This window comes from Paenibacillus lupini (assembly GCF_011761355.1).
Lineage (GTDB): Bacteria > Bacillota > Bacilli > Paenibacillales > Paenibacillaceae > Pristimantibacillus > Pristimantibacillus lupini.
Genome location: NZ_JAASRW010000006.1, coordinates 274,143 through 292,007, shown reverse-complemented (window position 1 = coordinate 292,007; position 17,865 = coordinate 274,143). Strand labels below are relative to the sequence as shown.

Here is a 17,865-nt window from a genome sequence, read left to right as displayed (position 1 = left end):
TGAGGGGTTAAACAGAGTCCGAGCCCCTTGTACCGATGGGTTTTTTCGATATGGTACAGCACATTAAAAGTTGTGATACAGCGGTCGAAAAATGGCATTGATGTAAAAGTGATGTAAAAGATGAGCCGAAAAGAACGGAGAGACGCTCGGGAAATTCCCGAGCGTCTCTTATTGTCCTTGAGCTTTGTTGATGTTGAAAGTGATTCGAATTTATCGGCAGCCGCTTGGTCAGCTGTACGGAGAGCGTGACCGTATATGTACATGGTTGTCGTTATACTTCCGTTCTGAAATGATCTTGGCATGAACGCCCTGGTTGATCAATATCGTAGCTGAAGTATGCCGGAGATCATGGAACCGTATATATCGGAGTTTGTTTTTTTAAATAAAATTTCGAAACCATTGGTACGGTGCTTCATGATGGAAAGGTTGTCCATCGGGGTGGGAGAAAAGAAATAACCATCCTCCTCCGCGCCAAAGGTCCCCTATGTCATTGCGTTCCTGATTTCTGTAGATATGATATTCCCTTAGTTCTTCAAGTACCGAAGAAGGAAGGGCGACTTTTTGAACGGACTGTTTAGTTTTTGGCTGTTTTACGATAATTTCTCCTTTTAAAGCAATGTACCATGCTTTGCCTGACTTCAATAACACCTATTCTCAAATCAACGTGCTTCCACTCGAGTCCAAGAATCTCACCTCGACGTAGACCCGTTGTGAGGGCTAAAGTAATTAACATTAGCCATTGGAAGGGCTCCTTTTGTAGTGCTTGAAGCATTTGGCCAACTTCATGTTCATCGTATGGGATGATTTCTTTTGAAGTAACCTTAGGCTTCATAACGTCACAAACGGGGTTCCGATTGATTAACCTCCATTCCACAGCACGTTTAAATATATTTTTTAAATGCGGTGGTCTATTTCGATCATATCAGAAGAAAGCCCACCGATCTTTTTATAACTCGGTTTGTGCTCCTTTTCCAGCTTGTCAAGGAAATCGACTTTGTGAAGTGGTTTGATGTCTTAATAGGAATGTGTTGGAAAGTGGGGAGAAATGTGTATAGCGTTTTGAATGCCAGATGTTTAACGGCATATTTCGATTGCCACTCCTCGACATAGGCACCGAATGTCATTTTTTCCGGCGCGATGTATTCTCCAGCCTCGACTTCCAGTCGAAATTTTGCATATTCGCTTTCCGCTTCCCGTTTTGTCCGACAGTGGACGGTTTTTGTGAATCGGATGTACTTACCGTGTATGTCTTTTCCTGCGTTGACCGTTAAGAACCATGAATTATAAGCGCGTTTTTGGATGTTCGCCATTATATCAACTCCGGAATCTTGATATAAATATTATTTCCAATATTCAGGAAACAAGATGAGGCAATTAAGTCTCTTCATGAAGGCGAAATTGAATGGATTATTTATTGACGATGAACCACCTAAGAGTGGTTATATAATAATGCTCTTGTTTCACTCCCGAAAATCAAGTTGTGCAACGAAGAAAAGAAAGTTATCCGTCAGCTCAATCGAGCTATGGAGGAGATAAACTATTGTGCTATAGCTTTTGTTTGAGTTCATTTTATTTAAGGGAAGTGCTTCGAATAAATCTGGTTATGATGTTATCGTTTTAATATCAAAAGTGTAGGTATAATCTAGTGACTGTCTGGATAGTAGTTTGGTAGTAGGAAAATATGACCAATTGTTATACTATGGATCATAAGAAGATTACAGCGAGGGATGCTATGAAAGAAATCATTTGGTTTTTAGCGGCTGTTATAGCCCTTGGTGCAATTGCAGGGTTCTTACAGCCGAAGAAAAAACAAAAAAGCAGAAAGAAGCACTCAGCCACATTGATTCAAAAACGATCGAGAAGTGTAGTGAGAACTTCACATCGTGCCTCTAAGACGTGCAGGCCCGACGAAGTGATTCTGACTAGGCCATTGAATGATCTGAATGGAGTTGAATTCGAGCGGCTGCTCGCCCTGTACTTCCGAGATCAAGGTTACGTTGTTCACGAAGTTGGCATTGGCGGAAATGACGGTGGAGTTGATTTAGTCATTGTTGACAAGCGAGGGGAGAGAACGGCTGTGCAGGCTAAATGCTACGCTGACCACAACATGGTTCCTGTGCAGACTGTTCGCGAGCTTGTAGCCGCGAAGCGGAATCATAATTGTATCCTTACATTGCTTGTTACGACGTCTGACCTGACAGGGCCAGCGAAGAAAGAAGCGGAGCAATTTCGGGTAGAGTATTGGCATGGTGCGCTTATTCAGGATAAGTTGAAAAATTGGAAACGAAAGAAGGCCTAGTAATCACCTCTTGGATGGTAGAAGTATGAGAAAGCATTGGTTAACTATTTTGATATTTGGACTTATAGGATGTAATAATGGGGACCTTGAGTGAGACGATTCCGAGTAAGAATTATGTACAAAAGGCACCTAATCAGGTGCCTTTCAATAATGCATTCTCTTTTTTTAAAACAAATATTAAGCGTAATAGAGCATGTAGAAGAATCAGAATACAAATTATGTTTCTTTGCAAAACAATAATTCTATAAAAGGTAGGCTATGCGTATGGACGCTACTTTGTTTTCGGATGTGAAGGAAGTATCATATTTGTCTACGAAAAAAAACGCGTCGTTATCGCCCAATCATTAGATATATGTACGAACAGAAACGTATTTTTAATACCGAGGTTTTACCGATTGAGATTTTTGCTGTCGTCATTCGAAAAAAACTTTCATCGCATCGGCACCTCATTGGAGCCAACAAGGCGAAGAGCGAAGGATACTATACAAGGCTAGATATCTTAGGGAGGGGCGTTTCAACAATATGAAAGCGGGTTAATCGAATCACATGAACGCCTCCTTTAAATTAGTCGTTAATTAACCGCTAATTCCGCACTACCATGATTAAAAGCACAGCTGGTAGAAAAACCTCATGTAAACAGTACTAATTCATCATTTACAAAGTGTTAATTTATGACTTTTTCGATGTTTGTTATATAAGAAGCAGGGAGAAAGAACTGCCATGGTGAATATTTACAGATAGCTGCGTAGTGGTTTGTAGAAAGATGTTGCTTTGTTTAATCAAGATCGGTTAATTGAAATTTGGCAGAAATCAATTATATTCAAACTTTATAGAGGTGCGACTATATGGTTACTTTGAAGATTTTACCTGCTTACGACGGTGATTGTTTAATAATTAACTTCGGACAGGATGACAATAAAAGAAATATCCTAATTGATGGTGGTCGAGGTGCAACATATAGTTATTTAAAAAAGGCGATAATAGCTATTGATACAAAAAAAGAGTTTATAGATTTACTTGTTGTTACACATATCGATAGAGACCATATACAAGGAATAATTACCCTATTTAAAGATAATGAAATAAATAAAGCTACAATAAAAAAAGTATGGTTTAATTCTGGAAAAAAGTTGTTAAGGTTTTTTGGTGAAAATGATGAAGACGCAGAAAATAGAGAGATTATTATCAATAATTCGCCTGAGGTCAGTATTAACCAAGGGATATCATTCGAATCATTGTTAGAAACATATTCATTGTATGATGATACTATAATTTACTCCCCAATGATGATTCCCTTAGAAGGTGCTCGATTAACTATACTGTCACCTGATATTGAATGTTTATCGAAACTAAATTCTGCATGGCAAATAGAACAAATGGGCGATGAAGTAAATGTGTCTCGTACTAGTAACCAAGAATATGATCAAACATTAAGAGAGCTACTTGAGAATGATTTTGTTGAAGATGCTTCTATTCCGAATGGTAGTAGTATTGCATTTCTTTTTGAATATTGTGATCAGAAAGTTTTATTTTTAGGCGACTCCTTTCCCTCTGTTATTGAAAAAGAACTGCGTGATTTAGGATACAGTGTTGAAAATAAATTACGTGTTAATGCTATAAAAATATCGCATCATGCGAGTAAGTATAATACTAGTAGTTCATTATTAGAAATGATAGAATGCGAAAACTTTATTATTAGTACTAATGGTATGAAACATGGACATCCAAATAAAGAGTGTCTTTCTAGAATAATATCAACAAGAAATTTTTCTCGTTTGTTTTTTAATTACAATATTAGTGATTCTATATTTCTAGACATTGATAAGAACCAGTTTAGCTTTGAGTGTGTTTATATAGGGGATAATAAATTTGTTTTTGGAGGTATAACGATTGTTTCGAGGACTTGCTGTTAACATTAAAATAAAAGGCAGAGAAGCTGGAAGTGGATGTATATATCAGCCGTCGGCATCTGAACACACCTATGTGATTACGGCTAAACATTGTTTAATCGGTAAGGAGAAGATAGAACCCAGTATTGAAGATATATTAATTCAAAGAGATGCAGATATTGGGATGTCACATTATTTAAAAGTCATAAGTTTTCATTTGTATCCAAACGATGACCACGATTTTGCGATCGTAATAGTTGAAAAGATTTCCGAGGTCCAAAGTATAATGATTGCAGGTCCAAAACGAGGAAATAATGTAGTGTTTTATGGATATCCTCATATCTACAGAGACGACCAAGAAAAGGGAACTGCTCTAAATGCAACTATTAACTTGGTGCATAATAGTACCAAGTTTGAGATTCAAACAAATCCTAGTTTGTTTACTTTTACTAACGAAGCCATTGATAATGTTGCTGGATTCTCTGGTTCAGGTATTTATTATGAATTCGAAAAACATATTGTTCTTACTGGTATTATTGTGAGACTGCGAGACACCGGCGGTTCGTTCAATTTGATAATAGCTGAAAATATGGAAACTATAAGTAAATTTGTTGAGACAATTTTATCATGTGAACTTGTCCCATATTTATTGAGTAGTTTTGATTTATATGTGAAATCAACTTTTGAGAAATATGGTGCTGCTGCTCTTACGTTCTTTAATAGTTTTTACAAAAATGGAATTAAGGAATTAACTCCTTTTTTTATATTGCAAAGTTTGAAAGGGAAGTTGTTTATTCCACCATTAATGGAAGATTTAACTGCAGTTAATCTGCAGGAACGAGATTTGTGGATGGGTTGGTCTAAAATACTGACATTCATGCATATATCCGCTCAAGAAATAATTAATTTGGAGACTTCTGTTAAGTATCTATACCTCGGACAAGAAGCTGCAAGTTCCCAGGAACAAGTTGAAGATACTTCAATGATCAGAATGCTTTACACATTTCAATTCAGAACAATATCTGATTGTATTAAACACATTTTTCTTAATGAGGAAATGTATCGCACGATCAAAATGAATGATAACGTTGTGATAAATAGTTCGGATTCATTCACTACTAAGATTGTAAGCAAAGATTTAATGAAACGGATACTTTCGAACATAGATCAAGTTGAATTATACGAAAGAAGAATTAATATTAATGACCCTAATATCTATAAAAATATCAATGTATTCCATCTTGAAGCTTTCGACAATAAATTCGGTGTTGAAGGGATAGAGTTCTGTCATATACATGAATTAGAGCAAATAATTCAATCTTCAATAAACGAGGTATTAAAACATGATTATTAAGGATGACGAGATAGTCAATAAAATATTTGATCAGTCTGGTAGAAAGTTTTCAAATACAACAAGTTGGATAAAGCGAGAAAACAATTTTAATTTCTATATATTTTCTACATGTTGTAGAGATGAGATTGAGTTATTGGAAATATATGAAGGATTGAATAATGACATTGCCTTATATTTTCAAACCGGACTTCAAAAATACCCCGAGATATGGAATATCTATATTTTTTTCTTTGTTACTGAACCGATATCAGTTACTTCCAAGTATCTTGTAGAACAGGATAAGTATTGCTCTAGAAAGCTTGTTTTTGATGGCCAAGCAGCATTAATCAATGAAAGTTATATAATCAAAACGATAAACGGAAAACTTTTTAATTTATCTTTGGATTTTAAAGGGCGAATAGGCGAAGATGGAGACAATGGTTCGTCAACAACTATTGAGGAGATAATCGCAAGTAACAGCTTAGAAGTACTTAATTTAATCAGATTGGTAAGTAATAGAGATAATAAAAAGGATAAGCAAGCTGAAATTGAAAAATTTTTAAAGGAGTCATTAAATGAGCAATAAATTCTCTAATATTGAACTCGAACATTTCAGAGGGTATAGAAACAAGCAGACTTTTGATTTTACGGTGAGTAACGGGGTTGCAAATTTAATTGTTATTTATGCGCCGAATGGATTTGGTAAAACATCTTTTTTTGATGCGGTTGAGTGGGGGTTTTCTGGTAGCATTTCTAGGTTAAGTAGAAATAGGCATGTTAAAAGTGTTGCAGATGAAGAAAAAGGATATATTATTAAGAATCGTGAAAGCGGCGAACAAGCAACAGTAAAATTCTCATTTGATAATAATTCCACAGACATAATCATCAATTCGAAGAAAATTGACGGTAAAAGAAAAAGAGATGACGTAAATGGTGATATTGTCTCAGGTGAAGAGTTATTCCATTCTCTAAATGGAGAACTTTTTATTAAGAATAACGTTTTAACACATGATCAAGTAGATTCGTTTTTGAGATTTACGGATTCGAAAGAAAAATACAATGCTTTAAAAACTTTTTGGGATGATAAAAATGACACAGAAGTTTATAAAAATATTCTAGTTGTTAAGAAGGTACTTGAAAAGAAGAAAGAAAATTTTGGGAATGAATTAATTAAGATAAAAGCAGATATTAAGTCATCTGAACCTAGTGAGAAAATTATAACGTACATAACTGGTTTGTTCAATCAACTGGGTGAAGATAAGCTAACATCAATCAATTTTTTTAATACTGAAAGCTCATTTCAATTAGATGAAATCATTATTGATTTGAATAAGAAAAAAAGCAATAATGAACATTTTATTCAAGACCATAATAAAACTATGCATTTTCTAGAAGAACTTAAACTAAATTATGAAATTGTTTATCTTAAATTTAATGAAGAAATGCAAACCATTAGTCAAGCCCAAAATATTAATAAAGAAAACATCCAGAAGTTTATTCACCTTTCAAAGTTACTTGCGGAAGAAAGTAACTTAGAACAAAATGTAAAATTATTAAGAGTTAAACAGGCGGATTATGGATATATCTTTACCAATATAGATAATTATGAAGTTATCAAAACAAATTTGAATAGTTTAGAAAATAAAGAGAGCCAACTAAATGAGTCGTTAATTAAATTGAATCAAGATCTTCAATTCCTTAATACACAAAACAAAGAAATGAATAATTCTTTGAGCATCATAAAAAATAAGTTTGATCTTTGCACAAATAAAATTGAGAAACTTCAGGGTGTAGTAGGAAAACTAAATTCAGTTGGAGCTGATTATAATTTAAAAAAGAGAGTTGAAAGAATACATCATTTACTAGAGTTGATTGAAAAAAGAGAACTGAAACTTAATTCTACAAAAATCAGGATAAATGAATTCGTTAATAATGCACTAAATGATCCAGTTTTTTTTCCAATAGGAAATGAACTTCTTTTTATTAAGGAAAACTACGAAGAACTTATTCAATTCAAGAAATCTCTAAGAGATAAAAAAGAACAGTTAATTCAGAAAAAGCAAGAATTACTTAACTCTGAAAAAATGAGTACTAAACTAGAAGAGCTGCTGATACTTGGTACACAAGTAGTTATTGATTATAAAAAAAGTTCCTGTCCTTTGTGCAATCATACTTATTCAGACATGAATGAGCTATTAAATAGAATAAATAATGATAAAGATATCTTCAACCTAGAAGGGTTATCGAAAGAAATATTAATATTAGATACCGATTTGACTGATTTAGATAATTTAATCATAAAAGAGAATAATGAAATTTTACGAAAAATAGAAAAGCATATTGAAGGTTTAAATGCGGAGTTACATAAACTAAAAACGCACCATCTATATTTTCAAAACCAGAAATTACTAACGGAAACAAAATTAAAAAATGTGTTCGATGATATTGAGCATATAAAAAAATATTTTTATGTAAATAATTTACAATTTAACTGTAATAAAGAAGAGCTTTTTGAACATTTAATCAGTTATAATAACCTTATGATTATAGAGTTAAATTCTCATCAAGATAATATTGACGCGTTAATGGTTAAAAGAGATGCTATGAACAAAAATAATACTGAGATAAACAATGAGATTAATCATACCAGGGAACTAATTGATCTAAATAAGAAACTTGTAAAAGACATACGTAACAGTGAAGTTTTTAGCAAAGTTAATGAGCAAATAATTCAAAACAATATTGATCCAATAAATTTAAGATTAAATATGAATAACATAATAGCTTTAGTAGATCAAAAAATAATGACCAAGTTAACTGAAATAGAGGATATTAAGGCAGAAAAGAGTGAATTAGAAATAAGTTTGGAAGCATTTTCAGAAACAGAGTTAAAAAGTGAATTTATTAAACTAGAAAATCAATTAAATATTAAATTAACGGCAGTAGAACAATTTAAGAAGAATTGCTTGAATTATTTCGGTGATCAAGTAATAACACTTGAAGATATAGAAAGAGAACTAAAAAATGTAAATATAAAGATTGAATCAATCATTAATAAAAATGTACTAATTTCCGAAATACTTTCAAACTTTGAAGTCATTAATAATAATCGAACTTGGAGAAAGAAGAGAGCCGAATTAGATAAAATAAATAAAAATATTGAGATTAATGAAAAGATATTAAGCGATATTATTTCCATTAGAGAAAAAAGCAGAAATCTAATTGAGCAGAAAATTAAAAAAAGGTTGAATTTAGATACAATAAACAAAGTGTATCAGATGATTGATCCTCATCCCTTAATGAAGCATATATCAATAGAATTAGAGGATTCAGAAGAGGATCAACTAGGTCTTAACATTTATACATTAGACAATAAAAAAGATGATAGAAATGCACCGATATTGTATTTTAGCTCAGCACAAGTGAATATGTTATCTCTTAGTATCTTTTTAGCAGGGGCACTAGAGGATCAAGGTGAAATAAATACTATTTTTATGGATGATCCTATTCAACATTTAGATGGAATTAATTTACTCTCTTTTATCGATTTATTAAGGATAATCTCCACATCAATGGATCGACAAGTAATCATTTCTACTCATGATGAACGATTTTTCAAATTAGTAAATCGAAAAATAGATCCTAAATATTTTAAGTCTAAATTTATTGAACTGGAGACATTCGGTAAAGTGAAATGAAAAATGATGATAATTTTTACTTGAATTTCAAGTTATTATGAGTTTGACTCTAGGGCTTTAATCAAGGGGTTCAAAGAGTTAATGTTGATGTGAAATTGATGTAAAACATCAACAATATCCCGAATTGCAGCTAAACAAATTAGAAGTCAATTAGCAAAAAGTCCGTAAATTAAGGTTTCTATGAATTGCAACAAGCCAAACCCTACACCAATCTGATCCCGCATACAGAACATATCTGAGGAAGAATTAAGTATTGTTATTGGTATAACGTACTAACCCAAAAGGGACGCATCATCCAGCTATCTCGCTTGGATGATGCGTCCCTCTTTTCCTATTTCGTTCTCTTCCAATATACCCCAGTAATATCTATCACAACAAGCGGATCGGTAATGCCATGAGCAGCACGGAAATCATGTACAGCTGCGGCACAATAACCAATGGAATAGTCGTCAATGATGACATATCCACCGACCGATACTTTTGGATATAAATTATTCAGTGCATCCATTGTCGAGGAATACATATCGCCATCCAGGCGGGCAATGGCTATTTTATCCGTTGGCGCGGTAGGAAGCGTATCTTTAAACCAGCCTTTAAGAAAGACGACGCTATCGTCTAATAAATCATATTTGCGGAAATTGTCCTGCACCTCAGGCAAGGAAACGCGCAAAAAGTCTTGTTCGTGGAATTTCGAGGTTGCATCGATCGGATATTGAGGATCCGGTTTAGGCAGTCCTTCAAAGGAATCGGCTACGAGCACTTTCCGATGCCTTACGCCATGTGCTTTCAGAAAGCCACGCATGAAAATACATGCCCCGCCTCGCCATACTCCTGTTTCAATAAAATCACCTTGAACGTTATTGAGGATGACGTCATTCATAAGCTGATGTAGGCTATTCATGCGGATGCGCCCGATCATGCTATGGGCAATGATGGGCCAATCGAGGCCTTGAAGGCGGTTCTCTTTAGTAGCACCTGGTTCATGCTCCAGCCAAATCTCAAATAATATTGTTTTTTTCAATAATTCCAGATACATCTCTGTTGCCGTATTATTGCGCATAATCACAGTCCCTTCCATTTTTATGGATAACTATGAATATGAATCTAGCTTGAGAGTGGCTTGTGTGTACGACCACTGTGTGCTTTTCTTGTGCTACAATAATGTTAGAAAACTAACCAAGCAAAGGATGATCCATCCATGCCGGTCTACAATAAACTAGTAGCCGTTGTATATGGTGCCTCATGGGAGCAGCTTGAAGCCTTGCGGGAAAAGAAAGCAGAAGCACGCGGTGGATTTCAGGATCGGGTATACTTAATCGATGTCAGCGAAGGAGTATGAACAATGACAGATACAACCTTTGTGTATGTGACCTACATTGCAACGACACCAGAAAAGCTATGGGAGGCTTTGACTCGTAGTGATTTCACCGAAAAATATTTTTTCGGCAGCCATATTCAATCGGACTGGCAAGAAGGCTCAAGCATTACCTATTCAAGAAATGGAGAGGTAACCGATTACGGGGTCATCATAAAGTGTGAACCGCATCGCCTGCTTTCTTTTACATGGACCTATGTGGCCGATCAAGCTGTTCGTGAGCAGCCATCGAAAGTGACCTTTGAATTAACATCGATAGGCTCGACGGTAAAATTAAAACTGAAACATGAAGACCTTATCTCGACGGATCTTGTAGATCGAGAGGATACTTTTGAAGGAATAAATAATGGCTGGCCAGCTATACTGAGTAATTTGAAAAGCTTGTTGGAGACAGGGGAGACCTTGTCAGCTGTTTCGATTTAACTAGCTTAAGTCATGTATGATTACCTATAACCACAAGGACTGTGATATTAACAATGAAACTTCAACTAGACAACCGCTCCATAGAACTTAACGTCCTCTACGGAGTCAGAAAAAAACTCTCGCTCCAAATGGATGCGATGGGTCATATCACGGTCAAAGCTCCTAATGGAACAAGCGATGAGCTGATCGTACAGGCTGTGAAGCAGCATGAAAAAGAGATTTTACGCAGACTGCAGGCGCTAGATGCTGCTGCCGAGGCTGCCCCTAAGGTCAGAGATTATGAAGAGGAAGGCAAGTTCCTTCATCTCGGCAAGTTTTACTCCCTTCACGATCTAATCGACACGGATGGACTCAGCGAAGAGGAACTCAAACTCAACCTCAGAAAGTTCTACTTCTCCAGCTTAAAGAAGCTTGTCAATGAACGGATCAAACCGTATCAGGACATGCTGAAGGTGAAGCCTAAAACTATCGACATTGTGGAATCAGCGACGAAGTGGGGAAGCTGCAGCTCGAGCAAAAAGCTGACCTTCAATTACCGCCTGGCCATGGCTCCGCTGGAAGTGATCGATTACGTTATCATCCATGAGCTGTGTCATCTCACGCATATGAATCATGACCGTTCCTTCTGGCGCCTGCTTGGAAGTATCATGCCGGACTACAAAGAGAAGGAAGAGTATCTGGCCCGGTATGGGCAGGCGATGACGCTCTAATTTCCAAGTTTTTAGGTATAGACATAAATGTGGCTATCGGCCAGTATAGTGTTGGAGCACTCTGTTATAGAGGGAGAATTCGTTCTCTCTCTTTTTTATGTTATCAGAGTCTATTTTTGTGTCGAAACTAACAGAAATATGGATACTTTAGTGCTATGATAAATATTGACAGCATTCGACTGTAACGGAGTTAGGAGGTCATATTCGTTTGAACATATACTGCGATTGGTCATACAGTGAGATCGTCAATTACGGCATTCAGCAGAATCATGTGCCGGTTGTCCGATCGATAGAAATACATAATTCGTCCGATACGGATCTACAAGATTTTACAGTGAAAATCACGTCCGAGCCGGACTTTGCCTATGAGTGGAGCAAGACCTACGGACTGCTGGCTGCCGGCCAGTCAATGAACCTAGGGACGATTAATCTGCAAATGTCGGCATCCTTTCTGGCTAATCAGTCGGAGCGACTGACAGGGACACTTACGTTATCCGTTTTGCAAGGCGGATCTGAAATCTATCAGCAGCGCGGAACTATCTCCGTACTAGCCTTCGACGAGTGGAGCGGCCTTGCCGTGCTGCCGGAATTGACGGCTGCTTTTGTTATGCCGAATCATCACCATATCGCACAGGTTGTACGTGAGGCGGCAGATATTCTTACCAAATGGAGCGGGAGCTCTTCGTTCACGGCTTATCAGAGTAAGGACCCGAATAAGGTGCGGCTTCAAGCGGCAGCTATCTATACAGCCTTACAATATAAAAAAATCGCTTACTGCGTAGCTCCTCCAAGCTTTGAGGTGATTGGTCAGCGTGTTCGCCTGCCGGAGACGATCTTTGCCCATCGGATGGGGAACTGCTTCGATCTATCCCTTTTATATGCGGCGTGTATGGAGGCCGTTGGTCTGCATCCTCTGCTTGTATTTACGAAGGGGCATGCTTTCACAGGGGTGTGGCTGGAGGAAGAGACATTCGCAGAAAGTCTGCAGGATGATATATCGGTGTTAACAAAAAGAATCGCTACTGGCATGAATCAGATCTGCGTGATGGAAGCGACAGCTTTTGTGGAGGGAGATCCCGTCAGCTTTGACAAAGCCGTTTCACTTGCCGAAGCCCATCTGCAGGACCCGGATAACTTCGATTGTGTGCTGGATATCCGTCGAGCACGCTCTGCTGCGGTAAGACCTTTGCCTATTCGAACGGCTACACCAGAAGGCTGGATTATTGAGCAGCAAGAAGCAGCACCAGTTGATCATGACGCTGCAGCTCCTGAACTCGTGGATATTTTGGAGAAACCACTTGAAGTTACTGCCTTGCCTAAGTCTGCTAGACAAAAGCAATGGGAACGCAGGCTGCTTGATCTGACACTCCGGAATTCGTTGCTTAACTTCCGTCTGTCCAAGTCCAGTATTCCTATTATTACGACACAATTGGGAGATTTGGAGGACGCGCTTGCTGATGGCGAGGAGTTCCAATTGTTAGCGAAGCCTGGCGACTGGCAGAATAACGGCCGTGATGCGAATTTGTACCAGAGCATTAACAATGATCATCCGCTGTCCCAGCTTCTTCGTGAAGAGTTTAACCGGAAGCGGCTGCGTGTGGAGCTTGATGGGGTTGAGCTGGAGAGAAGAATGGTGCATCTCTATCGTTCAGCCAAAGTTTCGCTTGAGGAAAATGGAGCAAACACCCTATATCTGGCGCTAGGCTTATTAAAATGGTACGAGACGCCGGTCAGCGAGCTGCCGCGTTATGCTCCAATTGCCTTGATTCCGGTTGATATTATTCGGAAGTCTTCCCGTCAGGGATATGTAATCCGGGCGAGAGACGAAGAGCCTCAGATGAACATTACGCTGCTGGAAATGTTAAAGCAGGATTATGGCATTGGTATTGACGGCCTTGATCCTCTGCCTAGAGATGAGAAGGGCATTGCCCTCAAGCAGGTGTTCCATGTATTCAGGCATGCGCTCATTCAAGTCCCTAGATGGGATGTTGAGGAGACGGCTAATCTTGGCTTGTTTTCCTTCGGCCAATTTGTCATGTGGAATGATATCCGCACCCATGCAGATAAGCTGGCGCAGAACAAAATCGTTGCTAGTCTGATGGAAGGCCAGTTGAAATGGGAGGAGCCTTCAGAGGAAACGCCTCGTCCGCTTGATCTGGATCATCCAACAAGCTTATCTGTTCCGATTAGCGCGGATTCCTCACAGTTAGCCGCGATTCGTGCAGCAGCGGATGGTCAAAGTTTTGTCCTTCATGGACCGCCAGGGACAGGGAAGTCCCAGACGATTACGAATATGATTGCGAATGCGCTGGCACAAGGCAAACGGGTATTATTTGTGGCTGAGAAAATGGCAGCCTTATCCGTCGTACAGCGCAGGCTGGAGCAGATTGGACTAGGTCCGTTTTGCCTCGAGCTGCATTCTAATAAAAGCACCAAAAAATCCGTTCTGGATCAATTGTCTGCCGCCATTGAAGCAAGGAAAATTCCTTCATCGGCATCCTGGAGCAGCCAGGCTGACCGTTTGTTCCAATTGCGGAATGAGTTGAATGGTTACGTGGAAGCTCTTCACCACAAACATCCATCTGGGTTGACTCTATTCGAAGCGATTGCCGGATATGAACAGGCGGGAGAAGGATCAGATGTTGTCTTTTTCAATGATGCTGCAATAGAGAGCTTGTCCCCGGATAAGCTGACTGTCTGGAAGGACTTGGCAGCACGGCTTCAAATTGCCGGGGCGGAGTGTGGAGATCCACATCTTCACCCATGGCGTGATGTTGAGCTCACTTCCTACTCGCAGGGAGTGAAGACGGAAGTAGATCAGATATTGAAGAGATATATTCCTCTGTTGGACGAACAACGTATCGCTTTGAGCCAGGCTGCAGATCGTCTGAAGCTTGAGGCGAGCTATCTGGATTACCGTCATGTTGAGATCCTGGTTAAGCTTAGTGAGCTGGCCAGCCGTGTTCCGGACATGAAGCCGGCCTTGCTGCAGGAAGCAGATCTAGCTGAAGCTCTAGTACTGATTAGATCAACGGCCGAACAGGGCAAACGGAGAGATCAATTACGGTCGAAAATATTCGCCAGATTCACATCGGACATAACGCGCCTTGATGCTAGAACGATTTTATCGGAATGGGATAAGACAGAGCTGCAATGGTTCCTGCCTAAGTGGTCCGGTCAGAAGCGCATCTTCAAAATGCTAAAAGGATTATCGCAGCCTGCTGCCGCATTATCCAAGGATCAGGTGAAATTGGCTTTGGCTGAGATAGTAACTTGGCAGGAAGAAGAGCAGAAGCTGAAAGATAAGAAAAGCAAGGTCTCGCCGTATTTCGGTCAGGCGTGGGCCGACGGAGACGATGGCAAATGGGATGAGCTTACAGCAATCTGTGATTGGGTAGAGCATTTACAAGCCTTGCTCGTGCAATGGTTCTACAATCCAAATTCGGCTAGTCAGGCGAGAGTGCAGATGTCGGATGTGCTCCTAAATGGCCGCCATGATCAAGAGCAGTTGCAGCTCTTCCAGCGTATTGGAGGTCATGATCTTAAGATCAAAGCCGAGGAGAGCGAGCTATCCCGCTTGTTGAGCGTATCTTTCGCTCAGCTTCAAGTCTCCTTGTCAGATGGAGAATGGCTTGCAGGTATGGTGGACAAAGCGAAGCAGTGGTCGCTTCATCTGGATCGTCTGCGTGACTGGAGTACTTGGCGGAGAGTCCGTGCTGAAGCGGCGGGGGCGGGACTTTTGCCACTTATTACGCCATACGAGGAAGGTCGGCTATCCAATCCTGAGCTTATTGCGGCTTATGAGAGAGGGCTGTACAAATCGGTTGCTAATTATATCATTGCCCGGGATAAAAGCTTGCTTGCCTTCTCTGGCAAGTTGTTCGAAGATACGATCGAGCGGTTTAGACAAGCGGATGAGCAGTATCTAACCTTAACCCAGCAGGAGATTGCAGCCCGGTTGTCTGCCAAAATCCCGCAGATGACGGTCGAAGCGGCTCAAAGCTCCGAGGCTGGTATTTTGCAAAGGGCCATTCGAAGCGGAGGAAGAAATCTCTCGATCCGCAAGCTGTTTGAGTCTATTCCTCATTTGCTTCCTAGGCTGACGCCTTGTATGCTGATGAGTCCAATCTCGGCTGCGCAGTATTTGGACACGAATGGCGCGAAGTTCGATCTTGTTATTTTTGACGAAGCTTCTCAGGTTCCTACCGCTCAAGCGGTTGGTGCTTTGGCAAGGGGACATCAAGCGGTCATTGTAGGGGATCCGAAGCAGCTTCCGCCAACAAGCTTTTTCTCGAAGAGCACCAGCGAAGATATGGATGAGGAAGAAGCGCTGCAGGATATGGAAAGTATTCTGGACGACTGCTTAGCGCTTGGCATGCCGCAGCGGCATTTGACCTGGCATTACCGAAGCAGGCATGAGAGCCTAATCGCCTTCAGTAATGCCCATTATTACGACAACAAGCTGATGACCTTCCCATCACCGGATGAACCGGTATCGAGTGTGACCCTTGTCCCGCTGGAGGGGTATTATGACCGTGGACGTTCGAAGCAGAACCGGGCGGAAGGCGAAGCAGTCGTTGGGGAGATCATTCGCCGCGTCAAAGATCCGGTATTGCGGAAACGCAGCATTGGGGTTGTTACCTTCAGCTCTGTTCAGCAGACCTTAATCGAGGATTTGCTGGAGGAGGCGCTCAAAAAGGATCAGGATTTGGAGCTGTTAATTGGACAGCTGCCTGAGCCGATCTTCGTGAAAAATCTGGAGAATGTGCAAGGGGACGAGAGAGATGTGATCTTGTTCTCCGTTGGATATGGGCCAGATGCAACTGGCAAGGTTAGTCTGAATTTTGGCCCGCTGAACCGTCAGGGAGGCTGGCGCCGTCTGAACGTCGCTGTGTCCAGGGCAAGGCATGAGATGCTGGTCTATTCGACTTTGCTGTCTCATCACTTGAACGCGAGTCGTATTAATGCGCAAGGTGTTCTTGGACTGAAAGCTTTCCTCGACTACGCGGAAAAAGGACAGCGAGTGCTGCCAGCCAGCGCTTCGTCCGAGCAAATCTCGCTTGTGTCCAATCTCCACCGCAGCTTGGCGTCTGAACTGAAGGCGCTTGGTTATGAGACGGATCTTCATGTTGGAGCATCCGGGTACCGTGTAGATCTTGGCGTCCTGGATCCTGCGAACAAAGGACAATATGTCCTTGGGATTGTGCTTGACGGACCGATGTACAGGGATGCAGGGGCAGTGCGTGACCGTGATCTTTTGAGAGAACAAGTGCTTAGTCAGCTTGGCTGGAATCTGATTCGGGTATGGAGTCCGGAATGGTGGGAGAACAAGAATCAGGTGATTCGCCAAGTGGTTGCAGCGATTCAAAGTGCGAAGGATAAGAAGCAGTCGGCTCCACCTGAGGGGCCCTCTACTGCTGCTGAGCAGATTGTTGTAGCCGAATCTGAGCAGGTCGTTAAAGTTGCTGCAGCAGCAGTGCCGATGGAACAGTTAAGCGCGCCTAGCGAGTCTGAGTCTGATGTACCTGTGTATACGCTTTGTCAGCTTGAACCGGTAACCTTGAGGACGGAAATGTTCTATTCTCCGGCGTCAACCGAGTTGATCCTCGGACAGATCAAGCGGGTTATTGCGGAAGAGGGACCAATCAGCCGCAGCTTACTTGCGAAGCGGGTATTGCAGGCTTGGGGAATCACCCGGCTTGGAGCGAAGCTGGATCAGCGGTTAACGGATCTCCTTAGTCGGCTGAAGCCTCAAGTCTCGGAGTCGGATGGAGCTGTATTTTATTGGCCGGAAGGTACGGAGCCTTCTCAGTATGATAAGTTCCGTACTGCGACAGAGGAGTCGGAGCGCCGGTCGGCTGAAGACCTGCCTGCTGAAGAGATTGCTGCTGCTGTGCAAACCATTTTGAAAGCACAAATCAGCCTCCCACAGGATGACTTGGTGAAGCAGGTAGTGAAGCTGCTGGGCTATGCAAGATCAGGCAATGCGCTTGATCGGGTAATTCGAAACGGGATTCAGAAGGCAATCGAGCTGGATTACGTACAATCAGATGAGCAGGAACGAATTGTTTTAAAATAGTGAATAAGAGGAATGACCGCATACTCTTGTATGGCGGTCATTTTCTTTTTTTACCAAAA

The 17,865-nt window shown here is 40.4% G+C and carries 12 protein-coding genes; 9 read left to right on the top strand and 3 right to left on the bottom strand.

All coding sequences use genetic code 11. From position 1 onward, the window contains the following. Nucleotides 1-574: 574 nt before the first annotated feature. The gene (locus FHS17_RS30660; RefSeq protein ID WP_243865482.1) at nt 575-733 is read right to left on the bottom strand and encodes a tyrosine-type recombinase/integrase; all 159 of its coding nucleotides are present in this window, start codon (nt 731-733) and stop codon (nt 575-577) included. A gap of 184 nt (nt 734-917) precedes the next feature. Further along, on the bottom strand, nt 918-1,310 hold the full coding sequence (locus FHS17_RS30655; protein WP_243865463.1) for a hypothetical protein: 393 nt from the start codon (nt 1,308-1,310) through the stop codon (nt 918-920). Between the two features lie 602 nt (nt 1,311-1,912). On the opposite strand from FHS17_RS30655, the gene FHS17_RS30650 reads away from it, so the two are divergent. From FHS17_RS30650 to FHS17_RS20525, 5 genes are all read left to right on the top strand, one after another. Further along, on the top strand, nt 1,913-2,299 hold the full coding sequence (locus FHS17_RS30650; RefSeq protein WP_341805875.1) for a restriction endonuclease: 387 nt from the start codon (nt 1,913-1,915) through the stop codon (nt 2,297-2,299). Between the two features lie 845 nt (nt 2,300-3,144). Further along, entirely contained in the window at nt 3,145-4,212 is a 1,068-nt protein-coding gene (locus FHS17_RS20540; RefSeq protein ID WP_167280312.1) for a ComEC/Rec2 family competence protein, read from the top strand. Beyond that, on the top strand, nt 4,190-5,542 hold the full coding sequence (locus FHS17_RS20535; RefSeq protein WP_167280311.1) for an ABC-three component system protein: 1,353 nt from the start codon (nt 4,190-4,192) through the stop codon (nt 5,540-5,542). Before FHS17_RS20540 ends, FHS17_RS20535 begins: the two co-directional genes overlap by 23 nt. Further along, complete coding sequence (locus FHS17_RS20530; RefSeq protein ID WP_167280310.1) at nt 5,532-6,107, top strand: ABC-three component system middle component 1; 576 nt, start codon at nt 5,532-5,534, stop codon at nt 6,105-6,107. Before FHS17_RS20535 ends, FHS17_RS20530 begins: the two co-directional genes overlap by 11 nt. Beyond that, on the top strand, nt 6,097-9,219 hold the full coding sequence (locus tag FHS17_RS20525; RefSeq protein ID WP_167280309.1) for an AAA family ATPase: 3,123 nt from the start codon (nt 6,097-6,099) through the stop codon (nt 9,217-9,219). Before FHS17_RS20530 ends, FHS17_RS20525 begins: the two co-directional genes overlap by 11 nt. 331 nt (nt 9,220-9,550) lie before the next feature. On the opposite strand, the gene FHS17_RS20520 is transcribed toward FHS17_RS20525, so the two are convergent. Then, a complete protein-coding gene (locus FHS17_RS20520; RefSeq protein ID WP_167280308.1) occupies nt 9,551-10,279 on the bottom strand; it encodes a TylF/MycF family methyltransferase in 729 nt (242 codons plus the stop codon). Between the two features lie 138 nt (nt 10,280-10,417). On the opposite strand from FHS17_RS20520, the gene FHS17_RS20515 reads away from it, so the two are divergent. From FHS17_RS20515 to FHS17_RS20500, 4 genes are all read left to right on the top strand, one after another. Continuing rightward, nucleotides 10,418-10,558: a nucleoside triphosphate pyrophosphohydrolase family protein gene (locus tag FHS17_RS20515; RefSeq protein ID WP_167280090.1), complete on the top strand. Its 141-nt coding sequence runs from the start codon at nt 10,418-10,420 to the stop codon at nt 10,556-10,558. Between the two features lie 3 nt (nt 10,559-10,561). Continuing rightward, the gene (locus tag FHS17_RS20510) at nt 10,562-11,017 is read left to right on the top strand and encodes an SRPBCC family protein (RefSeq protein ID WP_167280307.1); all 456 of its coding nucleotides are present in this window, start codon (nt 10,562-10,564) and stop codon (nt 11,015-11,017) included. Nucleotides 11,018-11,070: 53 nt separating this feature from the next. Continuing rightward, on the top strand, nt 11,071-11,727 hold the full coding sequence (locus FHS17_RS20505; RefSeq protein WP_167280306.1) for a M48 family metallopeptidase: 657 nt from the start codon (nt 11,071-11,073) through the stop codon (nt 11,725-11,727). Between the two features lie 208 nt (nt 11,728-11,935). Continuing rightward, complete coding sequence (locus FHS17_RS20500; RefSeq protein WP_167280305.1) at nt 11,936-17,806, top strand: DUF3320 domain-containing protein; 5,871 nt, start codon at nt 11,936-11,938, stop codon at nt 17,804-17,806. Nucleotides 17,807-17,865 lie beyond the last annotated feature (59 nt).

Excerpts from the sequence above, each read along its gene's own strand:
- FHS17_RS20510 (WP_167280307.1), top strand. The coding sequence starts at position 10,562 with ATGACAGATACAACCTTTGTGTATGTGACCTACATTGCAACGACACCA.
- FHS17_RS30660 (WP_243865482.1), bottom strand. The coding sequence starts at position 733 with ATGTTAATTACTTTAGCCCTCACAACGGGTCTACGTCGAGGTGAGATT.
- FHS17_RS20530 (WP_167280310.1), top strand. The coding sequence starts at position 5,532 with ATGATTATTAAGGATGACGAGATAGTCAATAAAATATTTGATCAGTCT.
- FHS17_RS20505 (WP_167280306.1), top strand. The coding sequence starts at position 11,071 with ATGAAACTTCAACTAGACAACCGCTCCATAGAACTTAACGTCCTCTAC.
- FHS17_RS20540 (WP_167280312.1), top strand. The coding sequence starts at position 3,145 with ATGGTTACTTTGAAGATTTTACCTGCTTACGACGGTGATTGTTTAATA.
- FHS17_RS20525 (WP_167280309.1), top strand. The coding sequence starts at position 6,097 with ATGAGCAATAAATTCTCTAATATTGAACTCGAACATTTCAGAGGGTAT.
- FHS17_RS20515 (WP_167280090.1), top strand. The coding sequence starts at position 10,418 with ATGCCGGTCTACAATAAACTAGTAGCCGTTGTATATGGTGCCTCATGG.
- FHS17_RS30655 (WP_243865463.1), bottom strand. The coding sequence starts at position 1,310 with ATGGCGAACATCCAAAAACGCGCTTATAATTCATGGTTCTTAACGGTC.
- FHS17_RS20520 (WP_167280308.1), bottom strand. The coding sequence starts at position 10,279 with ATGCGCAATAATACGGCAACAGAGATGTATCTGGAATTATTGAAAAAA.